This window comes from Clavibacter sp. GW821-FHT01D01 (assembly GCF_059422605.1).
The window spans coordinates 1-18,066 of sequence record NZ_JBWKXC010000003.1; the positions used below are offsets into that span (position 1 = coordinate 1).

Consider the following 18,066-nt stretch of genomic DNA (forward strand, 5'->3'; position numbering starts at 1 on the left):
GGGTCGGCGCCCGCGGGGTGGAGACGGATGCGCGGCCGACGGGCGCCCGGCGTGGTGCCGGGCGCCCGTCGACCGCGGTGCGGGCTACAGGCCGACGTCGGAGGCCTTCAGGAAGCCGGAGTCGACGAGCGTGGTCTGCACGTCGTCCTTGACGACCACCTGCGGGTCGAGGAGGAACGACGGGACGACCTTGTTACCGTTGTCGTACGAGTCGGTGTCGTTGACGGTGACGTCGTCGCCGGCCACGATCTCGCCGATCATCTTCTGCACCTGGTCGCCGAGCGCCCGGGTGTCCTTCCAGACCGTCATGGACTGCTTGTCCGCGAGGATCGCCTGGACGTTCGCCTTGTCGGCGTCCTGGCCGGTGATGACGGGCCAGTCGGCGCCGGGCGCGTAGCCGGCGCTGGAGAGCGACGCCTCGATGCCGAGCGCGAGGCTGTCGTTGGGCGAGAGCACGACCTGGACCTTCTGGCCGCCCGTGTAGAACGACTGCAGGCGGTTGTCCATCTCGGCCTGCGCGTCGTCGGATCCCCAGCCGAGGATGCCGATGGACTGCCAGTCCTCGCTCGTGGCCGGCGACTTGCCCGAGGGCACCGTCAGCTTGCCGCTCTCGACGTAGGGCTGGAGGACGTCCCAGGCGCCGCCGAAGAAGAAGCCGGCGTTGTTGTCGTCGGGGCTGCCGGCGAACGGCTCCATGGTGAAGGGCCCGGCGGCGTTGTCGAGGTCGAGCTGGTCCTTGATGAACTCGCCCTGGAGCTGGCCCACCTTGTAGTTGTCGAAGGTCGCGTAGTAGTCGACCGCGTCCGTGCCGTTGATGAGGCGGTCGTACGCGATGACGGTGACGCCCTGCGTCTTCGCGTCCTCGAGGGCCGGGCCCAGGGTCTTGCCGTCGACGGCCGCGACCACGAGGATCTTGGCGCCGCCCGCGACCTGGTTCTGGATCTGGCTGATCTGCGCGTCGGTCTTGTTGTCGGCGTACTGCAGGTCGACCGCGCAGTCGTCGGCCTCGAGCTTGGTCTTCAGGCCCTCGCCGTCGTTGATCCACCGCTCGAGGCTGCGGGTGGGCATCGAGATGCCCACGTTGCACTCGGTGCCGGACTCGTCGCCGCCACCGGCCGAGCCGGTGTTCGTGGCGCCCTGGGGCGCGCACGCGGTGAGGCCGACGGCGACGCCGGCGAGGAGGAGGAGGGAGCTGATCTGTCGTGCGTGTCGTCCGGATGCCATGTCGGCGGGTCCTCTCGGGTGGCCCGCCCGGGCCGTGCGGGCACCGGGCCGCGCGTCGTCGCGGGAGCCGTGCGGTGCGCCGACGCGTCCTCGGGTCGGGTGCTGCTGTGGTGTGGAGGTGCTGGGCGACGCGGAGCGGACGGCCGGTCACCGGCGGTCCGCACTTTTGTCGTCGGTCAGAACTTATCCATTTCCCTGGCTGCGGATACGGCTGCCGTGAGACGTTACGCAAGCGTTACCGGGGTGTCCCGCGGTCGGGGGTGCCCGCGCGGACGACGGCCGGGGCCGCGCGGATCGGACAGGCCCTCGCGCGGGGGCGGTCGGCGGCGTGGACAGGTCCGATGAGCACCGATCGCCGCCCCGCGCGGCTCCCCCGCGTCCTCGCTCCCCTCGCCCTCGCCGCCGCCGACGGCGCCACCGGCGACCCGGCCGCCTCCGGCGAGGACGCCCGGTGCACCGTCGAGCAGCTGACCGGATCCGTCGCGCCCGCCTCCGGACCCGGCGGCGACCCCGGCGAGGGCACGGGGATGAGCCAGCAGCGCGTCACCGTGGTCGTCGCCAACTCGTCCTCCGCCGCCTGCAGCCTGCAGGGCTGGCCGGGCGTCTCCTTCGTCGGCGGCGGCGACGGCACGCAGCTCGGCGTCCCCGCGACGCTCGACCGCGCCGCCGACCACCCGACCGTGCGGCTGGCTCCCGGCGCCTCCGCCCAGGCGCCGCTGCGCTACACGGAGCCGGGCGTCTACGCCGACGCCGAGTGCGGCACGACCGACGCCGACGGCCTGCGCGTCTACCCGCCCGGATCCACCGCGTCGCTCTTCATCGCGTGGCCGCAGGCGGCGTGCACCACCGCGGACCACGCCCTGCTCGAGGTGGGCGCCTTCGTCGCGTCCTCCTGATCCGCGACGCCCGCGCGGGTCGGCTCAGGCGTCGGCGGGCCGGGTCGCCGGCGGCAGCAGGCCCAGCTCCATCGCCAGCGTGACCGCCCGGGTCCGGTCGCCGACGCCGAGCTTCTCGAACACGTGCAGCAGGTGCGTCTTCACGGTCGCGGGCGTCACGTGCAGCTCGGCGGCGATGCGGGCGTTGGTGCGGCCGATCGCGACGAGGGCCAGCACCTCGGTCTCCCGGGGGCTGAGGGCCGGCACGGGGGCGCGCGGCTCCGCCGCCGGGCGGGCGACCTCGCGCACGAGCAGCGCCGCGATGGCGGGCGCGAGGGCCACCTCGCCGCGCGCGACGGCGCGGACGCCCGCGAGGATCTCGTCCTCCGGCGCGGCCTTCAGCAGGTACCCGCGGGCGCCCGCCTCGATGGCGGTGAGGATGCTCGCGTCCGTCTCGTAGGTCGTGAGCACGAGCACGCGCACGTCCGGCGCCTCCTCGCGGATGCGGGTGGTGGCGCCGACACCGTCGAGGACGGGCATGCGGAGGTCCATGAGGACGACGTCCGGCCGCTCGGCGCGCGCGAGGGCGACGGCCGCCGCGCCGTCGGCCGCCTGGCCCACCACCTCGATGCCCTCCGCGGAGGCGAGGAGGGCGGCGAGGCCGGCCCGCACGACGGGGTGGTCGTCGACGACGGCCACGCGGATGGGACCCGCGGTCATGCGCGTGCCGGCGTGGAGGCGGGCGTCGCCGCAGGGGCGGGCGCGACCGCGGAGGCGACCGCGGGGAGCGCCGCGGCGTGCGCGGGGATCCGGGCCGTGAGCCGCGTGCCGCCGGGGCCGCTCGCCACCTCGAGCAGTCCGCCCGCGGCGGCGAGCCGGCGCCGCATGCCGTCGAGCCCGTAGCCGGCGGACGGGCTGCCCGCGTCGAAGCCGCGGCCGTCGTCGTGGACGCCGAGCACGACGTCGGCGCCCGCGCGCGCGAGCACCAGCTCCACCGCGGTCGCGCCGGCGTGGCGGCGGACGTTCGCGAGGCCCTCCTGGGCGCAGCGGAGCAGGATCACCTCGGCGTCGCGGTCCACGGCGCCCGCGTCGGCCGCGGTCCGCACCGCCACCGGGATGCCCGTCTCCCGCTCCATGCGGGCGCCGAGGCGCGCGAGGGCGGGCCCCAGGCCGTCGCCGAGCTCCACCGGGGCGGTGGCGGCCACGATGGACCGGGTCTGCGTCAGGGCGTCCCGCGCGCTCTCCTCGAGGAGCGCGACGGTCGCGTCGGCGGCGTCCGCGTCGGCGCCGCGGAGCTCGCGCCGGCCGCGCTGGGCGAGCATCACGAGGCCCGTGAGGTCCTGGGCGACCGTGTCGTGCAGGTCCGCCGACAGCCGCTGCCGCTCGCGCGCCGCGCCCGCCTCCCGGCCGAGCTCCTCGACCTCGGCCTGGGCGGCGCGCAGCCCGTCGAGCAGCTCCAGGCGCTCGCGGCTGAGGTCGGCGATGCGCGTGATCCAGAGCCCGAGGGCGATGCTCCCGCCGAGGCTGAGCCCCTGCGACACCGCCATGGTGGGGAGCGCGCCCGGCAAGTCCCCGAACCCGGCGACGAAGCCGAGGGCGATCGACACGGTGAGCACGAGGGTGCCGAGCACGGCGTCTCGCACGCTCGTCGTGAGCAGCCAGACGAGCGGGCACAGGACGCACTGCACGATCGCGAAGGACGACATGGTCGCGACGCCCCAGGTGGCGGCCGGGATCACGAGCACGAGGAACACGACGGCCGACCGCTCCGGGCGCTCGGGCACCGAGGCGGCCGCGGCCGCCGACGCCACGAGCGCCGGGCGGCCCACGAGGACGTACAGCGCCGACATCGCGGCGACGGCGGCGAGCGCCGGGCCGGGGTCGTCGAGCCCGGTGACGGCGAGCACGACGAGGAGCGCCATGGTCACGGCGTAGGCGACGTGCACCCAGCGGGTGGGGATCATGCCCCGAGCCTGCCAGCCGCCGGATGCGCGCGCACGCTCAGGAGTCCCGTCGGATCCAGCGGAAGGTCGCCATCGCGGCGATCGTCCCGCCCACCAGCCAGATGAGGAGCACGACGAGCACGCCGCCGAGGTCCCACGTGCCACCGCGCTCGACGGCGGCGAGCTGCTCGGGCAGGAACACGGCGCGCATGCCCTGGGCCATCCACTTCAACGGCAGGAAGGAGGCCACGTCCTGCAGCCAGGTCGGGAGCATCGTGAACGTGAGGTAGACGCCGCTGATGAACTGGAGCACCAGCACGATCGGCGTGATGACCGCCGTGGCGGAGGCACCCGAGCGCGGGACGCGGGACAGGGCGATGCCGAGCACGGCCGAGCTCGTGATCCCCAGCGCGTAGACCCACGCGAACGTCGCCCAGCGGCCGGCGTCGGTCGGGAGCTCGACGCCGAAGGCCAGTCGCGCGACGAGGAGCAGCACGACCATCTGCAGCACGGAGGTGGCGACCACCTGCCCGGCCTTCCCGATGAAGTACGACAGGACCGGCAGCGGGCTGCCCGCGAGCCGCTTGAGCGTCCCGTCGCTGCGCTCCATCGCGATGTCGACCGCGAGGTTCTGCACGCCGCTGAGGAGGATGCCCGCCGCGATCATGCCCGGCAGGTAGTAGGCCGCGGCGCTCACGCCCCCGGAGCCGTCGGGCGCGGTGCCCATGTTCCCCGACGACCCGAAGGCGACGGAGAAGATCGTGAGCATGATCACCGGGAACAGGAACGTGAAGATGATCGTGTCGGTCTGCCGGAAGTAGCGGCGCACCTCGTAGCGGATCCGGTGGATGCCGAGGGCGAGCACGCCGGGGAGGGCGGACGCGGCGGCGGGCGCGGTGGCGGATGCCGACGCCGGGGTGGTCGGACGCACGGCGCTCACGCGGCGGCCTCCTCGACGGCGGCGACGGCGGACGCCGACGGGGGCGCCTCGGCCGACCCGGGCGGGTCCCCCGCCTCGCCCGCCTCCGCGAGCAGCCCCAGGTACACGTCCTCGAGGCTCGGCCGGACGATGCGCAGGTCCCGCGGCTCGCCGCCGGGGGTGGCGGCCGAGAGGCGCGCGACGAGGGCGCCCGGCGTGCGGGTCCGCTCGTCGTGGGCGCCGTCGTCGTCGCGCCACAGCACGCGCGGGATCCGCGCCTCCTCTCCCCCGATCTCGTCGAGCCGGCCCATCGCCACCAGGCGCCCGCCCGCGATCACGGCCGCCCGGTCGCCCAGCTGCTGCGCCTCGTCGAGGTAGTGCGTGGTGAGGAGGATGGTCGTGCCCTCGGCCTTGAGCTCGCGCACCAGGTCCCAGAACCGGTGCCGCGCCTCCGGGTCGAAGCCGGTCGTCGGCTCGTCGAGGAACAGCAGCTCGGGTCGGCCGATGATCCCGAGGGCCACGTCCACGCGCCGCCGCTGGCCGCCGGACAGCGCGCGCAGCAGGGTGCCCGCCTTCTCCGTGAGGCCGACGGCCTCGATGGTGGCGTCCACGTCGCGCGGCCGCGGGTACATGCGGGCGAAGTGCGCCACCTGCTCGCGCACCGTCATCGCGCCGCTCTCGGAGCTCGACTGGAGCACCATGCCGATGCGGGCGCGCCAGGCGCGGCCGCCCTTCGCCGGGTCGACGCCGAGCACGGTCGCGGAGCCGCCGCTGCGCAGCCGGTACCCCTCGAGGATCTCGATGGTGGTGGACTTGCCCGCGCCGTTCGGCCCGAGGAGCGCGAACGTCTCGCCGCGGTGGATGTCGAAGGTGACGCCCTGGAGCGCGGTGGTCGTGCCGTAGGTCTTCTCGAGGTCGCGCACGCTGACGTGCTCCTCGACGGCTGCTGTGGTCATGGGTCCAGCGTGCCGGTCGCGCCGCGGCAGCGGAACGGCCGAGCGGTCGATCCGCCGCATCCGCCGATCGGTGGATGCCGCGCTCCCTCGCGTGGGGGTCGCCCGGGTCCGGTCGCGACCGCCAGGCTGGGCGCATGACCACGAGCCCGACGCCCGCGCCGCCGATCCCGTACAGCCGGCCCGTGGCCGCCGGGGAGCGGATGCTCGCGCCCGACCTCCTGCGCGGGATCGCGCTGCTCGGGATCGCGCTCGCCAACTCCGTGTACTTCATCTCCGGGCGGCCGCTCGGCCCGCTCGCGCGCCCGACGGACGGCACGGCGCTCGACCACGTCGCCGACGCCCTCGTGGGCACGCTCGTCGACAACCGGGCGTTCCCGCTGTTCACGATGCTCTTCGCGTACGGCTTCACGGTGGTCCTCCGCCGGCAGGCGGCCGCGGGCGTCGACGGCCCGCGCGCCCGCGGGCTCCTGGTGCGCCGGAGCCTCGGGCTCATGCTGTTCGGGGCTCTGCACGTCGTGCTGCTCTTCGAGGGCGACATCCTGCTCTCGTACGGGATCCTCGGGCTCGGCCTCGCGGCCGCGTACCGGGCGGGCGACCGCGTCGTCCGGGTGCTCGTGTGGGCGCCCGCGATCGTGTTCCTCGTCCTCGCGGGCGCGGACGGGTTCAGCGCCGACGACGGGTCCGGCTCCGCGTTCGGCCTCGGCGGCGACGGCTCGTTCCTCGGGGACCTCGGCGCGCGCGCGATCGCGCTGGCCGCCATCCTCGTCGCGACGCCCGTGTCGGTCGGGGCGCTCGTGCCGCTGGCCGCCCTCGGGATCCTGCTCGGCCGCCGCCGGGTGCTCGAGGACCCGGCCGCCCACCTGCCGCTCCTCCGTCGGCTCGCGCTCGTCGGCCTGCCGGTGAGCGTGCTCGGCGCGCTGCCGCTGGTGCTCGCGACGGTCGGCGCGCTCGACGCGGATCCCGTCGTCCTCTACCTCGTGGCGGTGCTGCACGGGGCGACGGGCGTCGGCGGAGCGCTGGGGCTCCTCGGCCTCGTGGGCTGGGCGGTCGCCGCGCGGGCCCGCCGCGGGGATCCGGCGCCCGGTCCGGTGCTCGTGGCCCTCGCCGCGGTCGGCCGACGCTCCATGAGCTGCTACCTGCTCCAGTCGGTGCTGTTCGCGATCCTGCTGGAGCCGTGGTCGCTCGGGCTCGGCGTCGGCGCGGGCTCGGCGCGGATCGCGCTCGTCGCCGTCGGCGTGTGGCTCGTCACCGTCGCATTCGCCGTGGGGCTCGAGCGCGCCGGCCGGGCGGGCCCGGCCGAGTGGGCGATCCGCCGCCTGGCGTACGGCCGGCCGACGCCGTGACCCGCGGGTCCCCCGGCGCCGGCGCGCCCGGTCAGCGCGGGATGAGCCCCTCGGCGCGGTAGCGCTCGAACAGCCCGAGGAAGCTGTCGAGGGTGCGGTGGTGGGTCGTGAACCCGGCCAGCCGGCTCTTGCTGATGTCGGTGACGACCTCGATGTCGCGGCCGAGGTCGGCGTCCGTGTGCCACCACGACGCGATGCGGCCGAGGTCGGGCTCGGCGAGACCGGCGTCGCGGGCGATGCGCGCCCACTCGTCCTCCATGCCCGCCATCTGCGCCTCGAGCGGGCGCGGTGCGTCCTCGAAGCCCACGGGCTGCACGCCGAGGTGGGCGGCGAGGCGCGGCCACATCCAGCGCCAGCGGAAGACGTCGCCGTTGACCACGTTGAAGGCCTCGTCGCGGCCCGCCTCGGTCGTCGCGGCCCAGACCATCTGCTCGGCGAGCACCGTCGCGTCGGTCACGTCGGTGAGGCCGTCCCACTGCGTGCGGCTGCCGGGGAACACGAACGGGAGCCCGAGGTCGCGGCAGATCGACCCGTAGACCGCCAGGGTCAGGCCCATGTTCATCTGGTTGCCGACGGCGTGCCCGATGACCGTGTGCGAGCGGTGCACCGACCAGGTGAAGCCCTGGCGGGAGGCGGCGGCGAACAGCTCGTCCTCCTGCGCGTAGTAGAAGTTCGGCGCGTCGAGGCGCGGCTCGTCCTCGTGGAACGGGGTGTCGGGCATGTCGCCCTGGCCGTACGCCTCGAAGGGGCCGAGGTAGTGCTTGAGGCCGGTGACGAGCGCGGCGTGGACGACGGGCGCGCCGTCGAGTGCGGCGAGGAGGTCGCGGACCATGCCGCCGTTGACGTCGATGTTCTCCTGCTCGGTGGCCTGGCGGGACCAGGCGGTGAAGAAGACGTGCGTGGGGCGCTCGTCGGCGAGGGCGCGGCGGAGGTCGTCCGCGGAGCGCAGGTCGGCGCTGATCCAGCGCACGCCCGGCCGCTCGGCGCCGGCGCGGCGGCTGAGCGCGAGGACCTGCCAGCCCTCGGCCGTGAGCCGGTCGACGAGCGCGGATCCGCTGATGCCGGTCGCGCCGACGACGAGCGCCGTGCGGCCCGTACCGTGGGAGCGAGGCGACGCGGGGGCGGCGGACGTGCGGACGGGGGTCTGTCGGTTCTCGGTCATCCCCTGCCCCAACCGCGACGAGCCGCCCGGGCATTCCGGGCGGCTCGTCGCGGGCGTGTCGGTCGGATCAGGCCGGGTGCGGCCCGTCGGCCTCCGCGTCGGCCTCGCCGTCGGCGCCGTCGCTGCCGGTGGAGACCGCCTGCGTGGCGGCGGGGTCGGCGGGCGCGTCGGTGAGGCCGGCGTCCGCCGCACGACGGTCGAGGTCCGCGGCCATGGCCTCGGATCCGCTGTCCCGGTGGTCGTAGGCGACCTGCTCGGCGAGCCCGGCCCGCTTCTCCTCGGCGGTCGCGTCGCCGGCGCCGTCCATGATGGGCTGGTCCTGCTCGTGGGTGCTCATGCTCCGACCGTACGCTGTCGCGGCGACGCCCGGATCCGCGGCGCCGCTTGTCGTCCGTCCCCGCACCTGCCACGCTCCAGGGACACCACCGGGCAGGAGCGCACATGACGGACGACGGCGGTCTCTCGAAGGACGAGCGCGAGGCGGTGAAGCAGCGCGCCCGGGAGCTGCGCGAGGAGGCGAAGCGGCAGAGGTCGGCCGACAAGCAGGCCGCGGCGCTCCAGGGCGTGCTCGACGCGCATGCGGCGATGCCCGACGACGAGCGGGCCATCGCGGAGTGGCTGCACGCCCTCGTGCTCGAGCACGCGCCGGACCTCGCCCCCAAGACCTGGTACGGCTTCCCGGCCTACGCGGACGCCGACGGCAAGCCCGTCGCGTTCTTCCAGCCGGGGTCGAAGTTCGGCACCCGCTACTCGACGCTCGGCTTCCAGGACCCGGCGCGGCTCGACGAGGGCACCATGTGGCCCACGTCGTACGCGCTCACGACCGTGGATCCCGCGAACGCGGAGCGCGTGGCGGAGCTGCTGCGGCGGGCGGTCGGCGGCTGATACTCCCGCCCGAGGCGGGCGCCCCGGGCACCCTCAGCGCCCGTCGACGATCGACATGAAGCCCGCGAAGGCGAACACGGCGGGCACGAAGAGCAGCAGGAACCGGAAGGCCACCCAGGCGGCCCAGGCGAGGCAGCCGAGCGTCCCCGTGCGGGCGTCGTGCACGTCGAGCCGGCGGCCGTCCTCGGCGATGCGCGGGAGCCGGGGATCCGGCGGCTGCTCGTCGCGGTCCTCGCGCAGCGGCGCGGGCGGACCGCCGCCGAGGAGCACCCGGTCATCCCGGTAGCGACGCGCCCGCGCGACGAGGCGCGCGCCCGCGCCGTCGATGATCCGGCCCGCCTCCTCCCACGGCTCGGGCCGCGAGTGGTCCGCCGGGTCGCGGCGGAAGAACACCACGCGCCGGTCGATGACCTCCACGTTGAAGTCCCGGGCGTCGTCGACGAGCGCGGCCATGACGTCCGGGGTGAGGAGGTAGAGCGCGTCGCGCTCGTACTCGCCGGGCGCGTACAGCCGGAAGTGCCGGTCGAAGTCGCCCTCGAGGGAGAGGCGCTGATCGCGCCGGACGCTGGCCGGCAGGTCGCTGCCGCGCCGGTCGTTCGCGGTCGCGTCGAGCACCAGGTGCGGGAGCGGCACGGGCAGGGCGAGGGCCACGTAGGTCCAGCCGCCGTGCGTGGCGCCCCGGCGGCGGATGACGCCGAACTCGGCTCCGGTCGTCCGGAAGCGCGGGGTCGCGCTGACGCCCGTCACCCCGCCCGTGACGAGCGCGCGGAAGGGCGGGACCTCCATCGGATCCGGCTCGAAGCCGTTCGCCAGGGCGGTGAGGTGCTGCCGCCACTCGCGGCCGCGGGACCGCGGCGACGGGGGCCTGGCCGCCCAGCGGTGCAGGAGTCGCGATCCGAGGAACCACGCGCCCAGGACGACGGCCGCGCCGGACAGGCCCGCGATGGTCGACGGGGTGACGGTGCCGTCGCCCCGGCCGTCGGTCACGACACCCCAGGTCATGAGGACGAGGCACAGGGCCCAGAGCAGGAGGGAGTCGCTGACGTGCGCCAGCACCTTGCGCCGCGACGGCATCCACCGGGGTCGGGCCCCGGTCCGCACGGCGCGCATCGCCCGGGCGACCTCGTCGTCCGGCGCGCTCAGCCAGTGCACGTCCATCGGCGCCCCCTCGCGCTCCAGGCTAGGTGCCCGGCCGACGGTCACGCGCCATGCGGCGGGCGGGGCGTCAGCCGCGCCGGGTCGCGCGGAGGAGGCCCGCGCCCGCGACGACCCCCAGCGTCAGCACGACGGCCGCGAACGCCGTGAGCACGGCGACCGGGGCGACCCAGGCGAGCGCGACGCCGGCGACGACCGCGGGCACGGCCATCCCCGCGTAGGCGACGAGGAACACGGCGGCCAGGACCTCGCCGCGGCGCGCCGGCTCCACGAGCGCGCCCGCGGTCGCGAGGGCGTTGCGGAACGAGAGCCCGACGCCCGCCGCCGCGAGCACGCCGCCCGCGACGAAGGGCACCAGGGACGCGAGGACGCCGCCCGCGGCCAGCAGCACGAGGCCCACCGGCAGGAGGACCAGCGACGCCGCGACCTGGCGCCGGGCGTCGAGGCGCGCCGCCACGAGCGGGGACACGGCGGCGGCGGCGAAGACCGCGAAGGACACGGACCCGGACAGCAGCCGGTCGGTCTGCCCCAGCGTCGTCGCCAGGAACGTCGGCGCGAGGGAGGTGAAGAGCCCGAAGACCGCGAACCCCGCGAAGGCGGCCGCCGCCGCCGTGAGGAACACCCCGCGCGACGCCGCGGGGACCGCCAGCCGCTGCGGCCGGTAGGGACGCCGCAGCGCGGGTGCCCGCACCGTCTCGGGCACGAGGGCGACGGCGGCCAGGGCCAGGAGGAGCAGGACGAGGAACGCGGCGTGCGGCACGACGAGCGGGGCGGGCAGCAGCTCCGCGGCGAGACCGCCCGCGAGCGGCCCGAGCGCGAGCCCGCCGATGTTCGCGACGCCGGACACGGTGACGGCGCGCTGCGGGGAGGCTCCCGGCCGGGCCGCCGCGTGCAGCTCGCCGAGGTGCGCCGTGGCCGTCGCCGTCAGCATCCCGACCCCGACGCCGCTGACGAGGCGCGCGACGATGAGCCCCGGCACCTCGGGGAACAGGAGGAAGAGCGCCGCCGAGACGACCTCGACGCCGACGGCCAGGAGGGTGAGGCGGCGACGCCCGACCTGGTCGCTGAGGTGGCCCACCAGGAAGAGGCTCGCGACCACGCCCACGGCGTAGGCGGCGAAGACGACCGTGAGCACCCAGGTCGGGAAGCCGTCGCGCTGCTGGTACAGGGAGTAGAGCGGGGTGGGCACGGTCGCGTAGGCCATGACGACGGTGAAGGCGACGGCCGTCGTCCAGAAGCCCGCGGCGTGCGGGAGACGGTGGCGGGAGCGGGAGGGGACGGCGGCGGGCGGCGCCAGGAGCTCGGTGGTCACGGTCCGAGGATCCGCCGGTCGACCCATCGTGTCCAACGGATGATCCTGGCGATGCCCATCGCCATGGACGATGATGGTCGCATGGAGACGCGCCAGCTCGAGTACCTCATCGCCGTGGTCGAGGAGTCGGGGTTCACCCGCGCCGCGCGCCGTCTGCACGCGACGCAGTCCACCGTGTCGGCGTCCGTGCAGGCGCTCGAGCGGTCGCTGGGGACGGTGCTGCTCGACCGCTCCACGTCGCCCGTCTCCCTCACGGCCGCCGGCGAGCGCCTCCTCCCCCTCGCGCGGGCCGCCGTGGCGGCGGCCGACCGGGTCTCCGCGGAGGCGCGCGAGACGGGCGGCGAGCTGCGGGGACGCGTGCGCGTCGGGGTCTTCGCGAGCATCGACCTGGTCGACCTCCCGCGCGTGCTCGGGGCCTTCCACGCAGCGCATCCGGCCGTGGACCTCCAGCTGGTCACGAGCCCGGAGGGCACGCGCGGCCTCGCCGACGACCTCGCCGCCGGACGCCTCGACATCGCGTTCGCGGGCCTTCCCGCGGGCGACCTGCCGCGGCTGCGCCTGGAGACCGTCCTCGAGGTGCCGACCGTGCTGCTGCTGCCCCCGGGGCACCGGCTGGCGACGGCGGCCCGGATCCGTGCCGGGGACCTCGCGGACGAGGTGTTCGTCGACACCCCGCCCGGCTTCGGCAACCGCGTCCACGCGGACCGGCTCCTCGCGGCCCGCGGGATCGCGCGCCGCGTCGGGATCGAGGTCGGCGACCTCACCGCGGTCCCCCGCTACGTCGAGGCGGGGCTGGGCGTCGCGCTCGTCCCCGCGCTCTCCGGCCACGGGCGCTGCGCCGTCCGCCGCGTCCCCGGCCTCGAGGCCGCGTGGCGGCTGTCGATGGCGGTGCGTCGCGACGGCGTCCTGGAGCCCGCGACCCGCGCGCTCCTCCACGCCCTCCGCTCGGCGCACCGTGCGCTCGCCGACGACGGGACGTGATCGACCTCCGGTACGTGGTCCGTCCGCGCACGGCCACTATGCCCGCTCGCCGCCGCCGCCGCACAGGTGCCCCCCACCCGGGGCGCCCGCGAAATGGGGGCGGTCGATGCGTGCGCATGATGTGAAGCTCGGACCATGAGCACTCCCGAGCAGCCTGGGTACCCGCCCCAGGACCCGAGCCCCACCCCGCCTCCCGGCCCCTACGGCCCTCCCGGCAGCTACGCGCCGCCTGCCCCCGGCGCGACGGCGACCATGCCGCCTCCCGGGGTGGTACGACCCAAGGGGCTCGCCATCGCCGCGCTGGTCGTCGGCATCGTCGCGTTCCTGTCCGGGCTCGTCCCGGTCTTCGGCCTGATCGTCGGCGCAGCGGCGGTCGTCCTCGGGGTCCTGGCCCTGCGAGGCGCCCAGAGCAAGGGCATGGCCGTCACGGGCCTGTCGCTCGGAGCGGTCGCCGCGATCACGTCCCTCATCGTCACGATCGCGTTCGGCGCGGCCATCGGATCGGCCGACACGTCCACCGGCGCCGCCCCGGAGGCCGTCACGAGCGCCGAGGCCCTCCCGACGCCGACGGCCGAGGAGACGGAGCCGGCGGTCGAGGAGACGGAGCCGGCGGTCGTCGAGACGACGGCCGCCCCCGAGCCCGAAGCCCCCGCCGTCCCCGCCGAGCACGCCTCGGCGCTGGTCAAGGCGGGCACGTACGCGAACTCCCTCGACATGAGCAAGGCCGGGCTCTACGAGCAGCTGACCAGCGAGTACGGAGAGCGGTTCACCCCCGAGGCCGCCCAGTACGCGATCGACAACGTCCAGGCGGACTGGAACGCGAACGCCCTGGCCAAGGCGAGGACGTACCAGGAGATCGCCGCCATGTCCCCCGCGGCGATCCGCGACCAGCTGACGAGCGAGTACGGCGAGCGGTTCACCGCCGAGGAGGCGGAGTACGCGCTCCAGCACCTGAACGACTGAGGTCCGGACGTCGGGACGAGGGAGGGAGCGCCATCGCACCCTCCCTCGTCCTTGTCCTCGTCCTCGTCCTCGTCCTCGCATCCACCTCCCCGCCCCCGGATGCGGCGCCCGGTCACGTACTCGGGGAATGATCCCGCGTCCCATGCGTTTGCATGGACATGGCCCGGCCGGGCCGCACGAAGGGAGCGCACCATGACCGCCACCACCCAGGGACTGCACCACGTCACCGCCATCGGCGGCGACCCCCAGCGGAACGTCGACTTCTACGTCCGCGCGATGGGGCTCCGGCTCGTCAAGCGCACGGTGAACTTCGACAGCCCCGGCAGCTACCACCTCTACTACGGCGACGGCGAGGGGCGCCCCGGCTCGCTGCTCACCTTCTTCCCCTGGAAGGGCGTGCCGGCGGGCCGCGTCGGCGCCGGCCAGTCCACGACGACCGCCTTCTCCGTGCCCGCCGGGAGCCTAGGCTGGTGGACGGAGCACCTCCGCGGGCTCGGCGTCGGCTCCTCCGTCTCGACCGGGTCCTCCGCCGAGGAGCGGCTCTCCCTGCGCGACCCCGACGGGCTGCAGATCGACCTCGTCGCCTCCTCCGTCGTCGATCCCCGCGACCCGTGGGACTCCGCCGACGTGCCGGCCGAGCACGCGATCCGCGGCCAGCACTCCTCGGTGCTGACGGTCCGGGATCCGGCGGGCACCGCCGGCGTCCTCACCGACGACCTCGGCCTCCGCCTCGTCGACGAGCGCGACGGCCGCTTCCGCTACGCGGCGGGCGACGGCGGACCGGGCGCCCTCGTGGACGTCGTCGCCGACCCCGCCGCGCAGCCGGGCCTCACCGCCGGCGGCACCGTGCACCACGTCGCCTTCCGCGTGCCGGGCCGCGTCGAGCAGCAGGCGTGGCGCGACGAGCTCGTGGACCGCGGGCACCAGGTCACGCAGATCCTCGACCGGCAGTACTTCACCTCCATCTACTTCCGCGAGCCCGGCGGCGTGCTCTTCGAGATCGCGACCGACACCCCCGGCTTCGACATCGACGAGCCGCTGCTCGAGCTCGGCCGCAGCCTCCGCCTCCCGCCGTGGCTGGAGCCGAGCCGCGCGGACATCGAGGCCGCCGTGCCGCCCCTGCGCCTGCCCGACGAGGAGCCCGCGGCCGTCCCCGCCCCCGGCGACGTCGCGTGAGCGGCCTCCTCGACCGGACGCCGCACGCGTTCCAGCCGGGCGCCGCGACGGGACCCGTTGTCCTCGGACTCCACGGCACGGGCGCCGACGAGCGGCAGGGCCTCGAGCTCGTGCGGCTCGTCGCCCCCGGGCAGCCCGTGCTCGCGCCCCGCGGGAGCGTCCTCGAGGGATCGGCGGCCCGCTGGTTCCGCCGCCACGCCGAGGGCGTCTTCGACGTCGACGACGTGGTCGCGCGCGCGGCGGATCTCGCCGCGCTGGTCGAGGAGGCCCGGTCGGCCTACGCTCTCCAGGGCCGCGCGATCCTCGCGGTCGGGTTCTCGAACGGGGCGAACATGGCGCTGGCGACCACGCTGCTGCATCCGACGGCGGTGCCCGCGACGATCGCGTTCTCCGCGCGCTGGCCGCTCGGGGACCGGGTGCCGGCGGACGACCTGGCGGGCACCCGGATCACCATGCTGAACGGCGACGCGGACGCCATGGCGCCGCTGGCCGACGTGGAGCGCACGGTCCGGGAGGCGCTCCTGCGCGGATCCGACGCCGTGTCGCACGTGCGGCCCGGCGGCCACGGGCTCGACGCCCGCGACCTCGACGCCGCGCGCGCCCGCGTCGCCGCCGGCTGACGCCGGCCCCGACCCCCGCCCACCACCGCCCCCTACCGGAAGCCGCGAATGCCCGAGATCATCGCCTGGGTCGTCTCCTTCGTCGTCGTCACCGTCGTGGTCTCCGGGGTGGCGGGCCGCGCCGGCTGGTCGGCGCCCGTCGCGCTGGTCGCCGTCGGCGCGGCGCTGTCGTTCCTGCCGGGCGTGCCGCAGATCGAGATCGAGCCGGACGCCGTGCTCTACGGGCTCCTGCCGCCGCTGCTGTTCGCCGCGGCGATCCGCACGCCGCTCGCCGACATCCGGGCACGGCGTGACAGCATCGTCGTCCTGTCGGTGGGCGTCGTGGTGGTCACCCTCCTCGTGTTCGGCCTCACCCTCTGGGCGCTCGTGCCCGCGGTGGGGCTCGCGGCGGCCCTCGCGCTCGGCGCCGTCGTGGCGCCCACCGACGCCGTCGCGGTGTCCGCGGTGGCGGGGCGGGTGCGGCTCCCCCGGCGCGTGATGTCCATCCTCGAGACCGAGAGCCTCCTCAACGACGCGACCGCGCTGGTCGCCCTCAACACCGCCATCGCCGCGATCGTGGGGATCGTCCACCCCGTCGACGTCGCCGGCGGGTTCGTCGTCGCCGTGCTCGTCGGCGTGGGCGTGGGCCTCGGGGTCGCGTTCCTCTTCTCGGCGGTACGGCGCTACCTGCGCTCGGCCGTCCTCGACACGAGCCTGTCGCTCGCGATCCCCTACGTCGCGTTCATCCCGGCCCAGGAGCTCGGCGGCTCCGGGGTGCTGGCCGTGGTCGCGGCGGGCCTGGTGCTCGGCTACCGGGCGCCGCTGATCCAGTCGCCCGAGGCCCGCATCGCGGAGTCGGTGAACTGGCGCACCATCCAGTTCCTGCTCGAGAACGCCGTCTTCCTCCTCATCGGGCTGAGCCTCGCCGGCATCGTGCGCGGGCTCCCGGAGTCGAGCCTCGACGGCTGGCGCATCGCGGGTCTGTCGGTCCTCCTGCTGGCGGTGCTGGCCGCGGCCCGCTTCGTGTCCGTCGGGCTCGCGAAGGTGCTCTTCGACCACGGACCCGCGCGCCTCCGAGCTCGCACGTGGAGCTGGCGGACCGTCACTGCCGTCTCCTCCGCCGGCGTCCGCGGCGTGGTCACGCTCGCCGCCGCGTTCCTGCTGCCGGAGGAGACGCCCGAGCGGGAGCTGCTCCAGTTCCTCGCCTTCGTGATGGTGGCGGGCACCCTCGTGGGCGGCCTGGCGCTGCCCGCGATCATCCGCCGCCTCCGCCTCGGCCACTCCGCCGACGACCAGGAGCGCTCCGACCGGGACCGCCTGCTCGACGAGGCGCGCGAGGCCGGCATCCGGGCACGCGACGACGCGATGCGCGAGGAGGGCGCCGCGCCCGCCGACGACGCGCTGCCCGAGACGACCAGCGAGCGGCTCGCGCACGACCGGGTGCGGCGCCGCATGATCGACGCCGAGCGCACCGCGGTCCTCGCCGCCCGCCGCGAGGGCCGCTACCCGGAGCTCGCCGTGCGGGCCGTGCTGTCGATGATCGACGCCGAGGACGTGGCCCTCGGGCGTCGCGAGGCGGACGAGGCGCGCTGACGGCGCGCCGGCTCCCCGGTCGCCGCCTCGGGGTGGGGAGGGCGTCGTCGGCCGGGATCCGGTCCGACCTACGATGGGCACCCCGCGACCGCCCGAGCCCGGAGGATCCATGCACGCTGCCTACGAGATCGTCGACGTCGAGACGGACGTGTTCCTCGTCCACGGACCGCACGTGAACTGGGTGGTGCTGACCGAGGGCACCGAGGTCACGCTCGTGGACGCCGGCTACCCGGCGGACGCCCCGGCCGTGATCGCCAGCCTCGCCGAGATCGGCGCCCGCACGGGAGCCGTCGACCTCCGCGCGGTCCTCCTCACGCACGCGCACGGCGACCACATCGGCGGCCTCGGCGAGGTCGTCGCCGCGCAGGCCGGCGCGCCCGAGGTGCTCACCGGGCCGGACGAGGTGGGGCACGTGCGGCGCGACTTCCTCCACCAGGTCACGCTCGCGCAGGTCATGGAGCACGCCGACGACCCGCGCGTGATGGCCTGGGCCGATGCCGCCGTGGCCGCGGGCGGCCTCCGTGCCGAGGGCTACCCGGACGTCCGCGCGCACGCGATGGAGGGCCCCCTCGACGTGCCCGGCCGCCCCGTGCCGCGCGCCACGCCCGGGCACACGCTCGGCCACACGTCGTACGCGATCCCCCGGCTCGGCGTCGTGATCGCGGGCGACGCGCTCGTGACCGGGCACCCGACGAGCGCGGTCGAGGGACCGCAGCAGCTCGCCCGCATGTTCCACCGGGACGCGGCCCGCGCCGACGCCGCCTTCCGCGAGCTGCTCGCGCTGCCGTCCGGCACGCGCGTCCTCCCGGGGCACGGGCGCCTCGCGACGCTGGGAGCGCCGGCGGCCTGAGCCCGGGCGGGCGCCCGCCCGGCCCACGCCCCGCGATCGCGGATCCGCCGGCGGCCTCGCACGCGCCGGGCACCCCGGAGAGGTCGCGGCAACGCGGCGGGTCCCTCCCCGCAACGCGCCGGAAACGACC

Annotated in this window: 18 protein-coding genes; 9 read left to right on the top strand and 9 right to left on the bottom strand. The window is 75.8% G+C overall.

The annotated features are described in order from the left end of the window. Positions 1-84: 84 nt before the first annotated feature. Positions 85-1,224, bottom strand: coding sequence for a substrate-binding domain-containing protein (locus tag AC07VC_RS05550; RefSeq protein ID WP_317231209.1), 1,140 nt, complete (start codon positions 1,222-1,224; stop codon positions 85-87). A gap of 341 nt (positions 1,225-1,565) precedes the next feature. Between AC07VC_RS05550 and AC07VC_RS05555 the strand changes: the two genes are divergently transcribed. Then, positions 1,566-2,120, top strand: coding sequence for a DUF4232 domain-containing protein (locus AC07VC_RS05555; RefSeq protein ID WP_494675567.1), 555 nt, complete (start codon positions 1,566-1,568; stop codon positions 2,118-2,120). Positions 2,121-2,144: 24 nt separating this feature from the next. Here the strand turns inward: AC07VC_RS05555 and AC07VC_RS05560 are convergent, their stop codons facing one another. Genes AC07VC_RS05560 through AC07VC_RS05575 form a run of 4 tightly spaced genes read right to left on the bottom strand, consistent with a single transcriptional unit; the run spans position 2,145 to position 5,917 of the window. Then, positions 2,145-2,819, bottom strand: coding sequence for a response regulator (locus AC07VC_RS05560; protein WP_317231285.1), 675 nt, complete (start codon positions 2,817-2,819; stop codon positions 2,145-2,147). Beyond that, positions 2,816-4,063 carry a sensor histidine kinase gene (locus tag AC07VC_RS05565; RefSeq protein ID WP_494675566.1) on the bottom strand — a complete coding sequence of 416 codons (1,248 nt, stop codon included), beginning with the start codon at positions 4,061-4,063 and terminating at the stop codon, positions 2,816-2,818. The genes AC07VC_RS05560 and AC07VC_RS05565 overlap by 4 nt, the downstream gene beginning before the upstream one ends. A gap of 37 nt (positions 4,064-4,100) precedes the next feature. Next, entirely contained in the window at positions 4,101-4,982 is an 882-nt protein-coding gene (locus AC07VC_RS05570) for an ABC transporter permease (protein WP_494675565.1), read from the bottom strand. Beyond that, complete coding sequence (locus tag AC07VC_RS05575) at positions 4,979-5,917, bottom strand: ABC transporter ATP-binding protein (protein WP_494675564.1); 939 nt, start codon at positions 5,915-5,917, stop codon at positions 4,979-4,981. The genes AC07VC_RS05570 and AC07VC_RS05575 overlap by 4 nt, the downstream gene beginning before the upstream one ends. Positions 5,918-6,051: 134 nt before the next feature. On the opposite strand from AC07VC_RS05575, the gene AC07VC_RS05580 reads away from it, so the two are divergent. Continuing rightward, positions 6,052-7,260 (top strand): DUF418 domain-containing protein, encoded by a 1,209-nt coding sequence (locus AC07VC_RS05580; RefSeq protein ID WP_494675563.1) that lies wholly within the window; start codon positions 6,052-6,054, stop codon positions 7,258-7,260. Positions 7,261-7,291: 31 nt separating this feature from the next. Here the strand turns inward: AC07VC_RS05580 and AC07VC_RS05585 are convergent, their stop codons facing one another. After that, a complete protein-coding gene (locus AC07VC_RS05585; protein ID WP_494675562.1) occupies positions 7,292-8,422 on the bottom strand; it encodes an SDR family oxidoreductase in 1,131 nt (376 codons plus the stop codon). 67 nt (positions 8,423-8,489) lie between these two features. Continuing rightward, complete coding sequence (locus AC07VC_RS05590) at positions 8,490-8,759, bottom strand: hypothetical protein (RefSeq protein ID WP_494675561.1); 270 nt, start codon at positions 8,757-8,759, stop codon at positions 8,490-8,492. Positions 8,760-8,863: 104 nt separating this feature from the next. Here AC07VC_RS05590 and AC07VC_RS05595 point away from each other — a divergent pair, with 104 nt between their 5' ends. After that, on the top strand, positions 8,864-9,307 hold the full coding sequence (locus AC07VC_RS05595) for an iron chaperone (protein ID WP_494675560.1): 444 nt from the start codon (positions 8,864-8,866) through the stop codon (positions 9,305-9,307). A gap of 33 nt (positions 9,308-9,340) precedes the next feature. Here AC07VC_RS05595 and AC07VC_RS05600 read toward each other — a convergent pair whose 3' ends face one another. Both AC07VC_RS05600 and AC07VC_RS05605 read right to left on the bottom strand, forming a co-directional pair. Further along, complete coding sequence (locus tag AC07VC_RS05600) at positions 9,341-10,465, bottom strand: hypothetical protein (protein WP_494675559.1); 1,125 nt, start codon at positions 10,463-10,465, stop codon at positions 9,341-9,343. Positions 10,466-10,532: 67 nt separating this feature from the next. Then, positions 10,533-11,774 carry an MFS transporter gene (locus AC07VC_RS05605; RefSeq protein WP_494675558.1) on the bottom strand — a complete coding sequence of 414 codons (1,242 nt, stop codon included), beginning with the start codon at positions 11,772-11,774 and terminating at the stop codon, positions 10,533-10,535. An 81-nt stretch (positions 11,775-11,855) separates the two neighbouring features. On the opposite strand from AC07VC_RS05605, the gene AC07VC_RS05610 reads away from it, so the two are divergent. The 6 genes from AC07VC_RS05610 to AC07VC_RS05635 all read left to right on the top strand — a co-directional run bounded on the left by AC07VC_RS05610 (position 11,856) and on the right by AC07VC_RS05635 (position 17,936). Further along, a complete protein-coding gene (locus AC07VC_RS05610; RefSeq protein ID WP_494675557.1) occupies positions 11,856-12,755 on the top strand; it encodes a LysR family transcriptional regulator in 900 nt (299 codons plus the stop codon). A 267-nt stretch (positions 12,756-13,022) separates the two neighbouring features. Next, positions 13,023-13,718, top strand: a complete 696-nt coding sequence (locus AC07VC_RS05615) for an Ltp family lipoprotein (RefSeq protein ID WP_494675556.1) — start codon at positions 13,023-13,025, stop codon at positions 13,716-13,718. A gap of 192 nt (positions 13,719-13,910) precedes the next feature. Then, entirely contained in the window at positions 13,911-14,894 is a 984-nt protein-coding gene (locus AC07VC_RS05620) for a ring-cleaving dioxygenase (RefSeq protein WP_494675555.1), read from the top strand. Beyond that, on the top strand, positions 14,891-15,514 hold the full coding sequence (locus AC07VC_RS05625) for an alpha/beta hydrolase (protein ID WP_494675554.1): 624 nt from the start codon (positions 14,891-14,893) through the stop codon (positions 15,512-15,514). The genes AC07VC_RS05620 and AC07VC_RS05625 overlap by 4 nt, the downstream gene beginning before the upstream one ends. A 48-nt stretch (positions 15,515-15,562) precedes the next feature. Further along, positions 15,563-17,086 (top strand): cation:proton antiporter, encoded by a 1,524-nt coding sequence (locus AC07VC_RS05630; RefSeq protein WP_494675553.1) that lies wholly within the window; start codon positions 15,563-15,565, stop codon positions 17,084-17,086. Between the two features lie 109 nt (positions 17,087-17,195). Continuing rightward, positions 17,196-17,936: an MBL fold metallo-hydrolase gene (locus tag AC07VC_RS05635; RefSeq protein ID WP_494675552.1), complete on the top strand. Its 741-nt coding sequence runs from the start codon at positions 17,196-17,198 to the stop codon at positions 17,934-17,936. Positions 17,937-18,066: the final 130 nt, after the last annotated feature.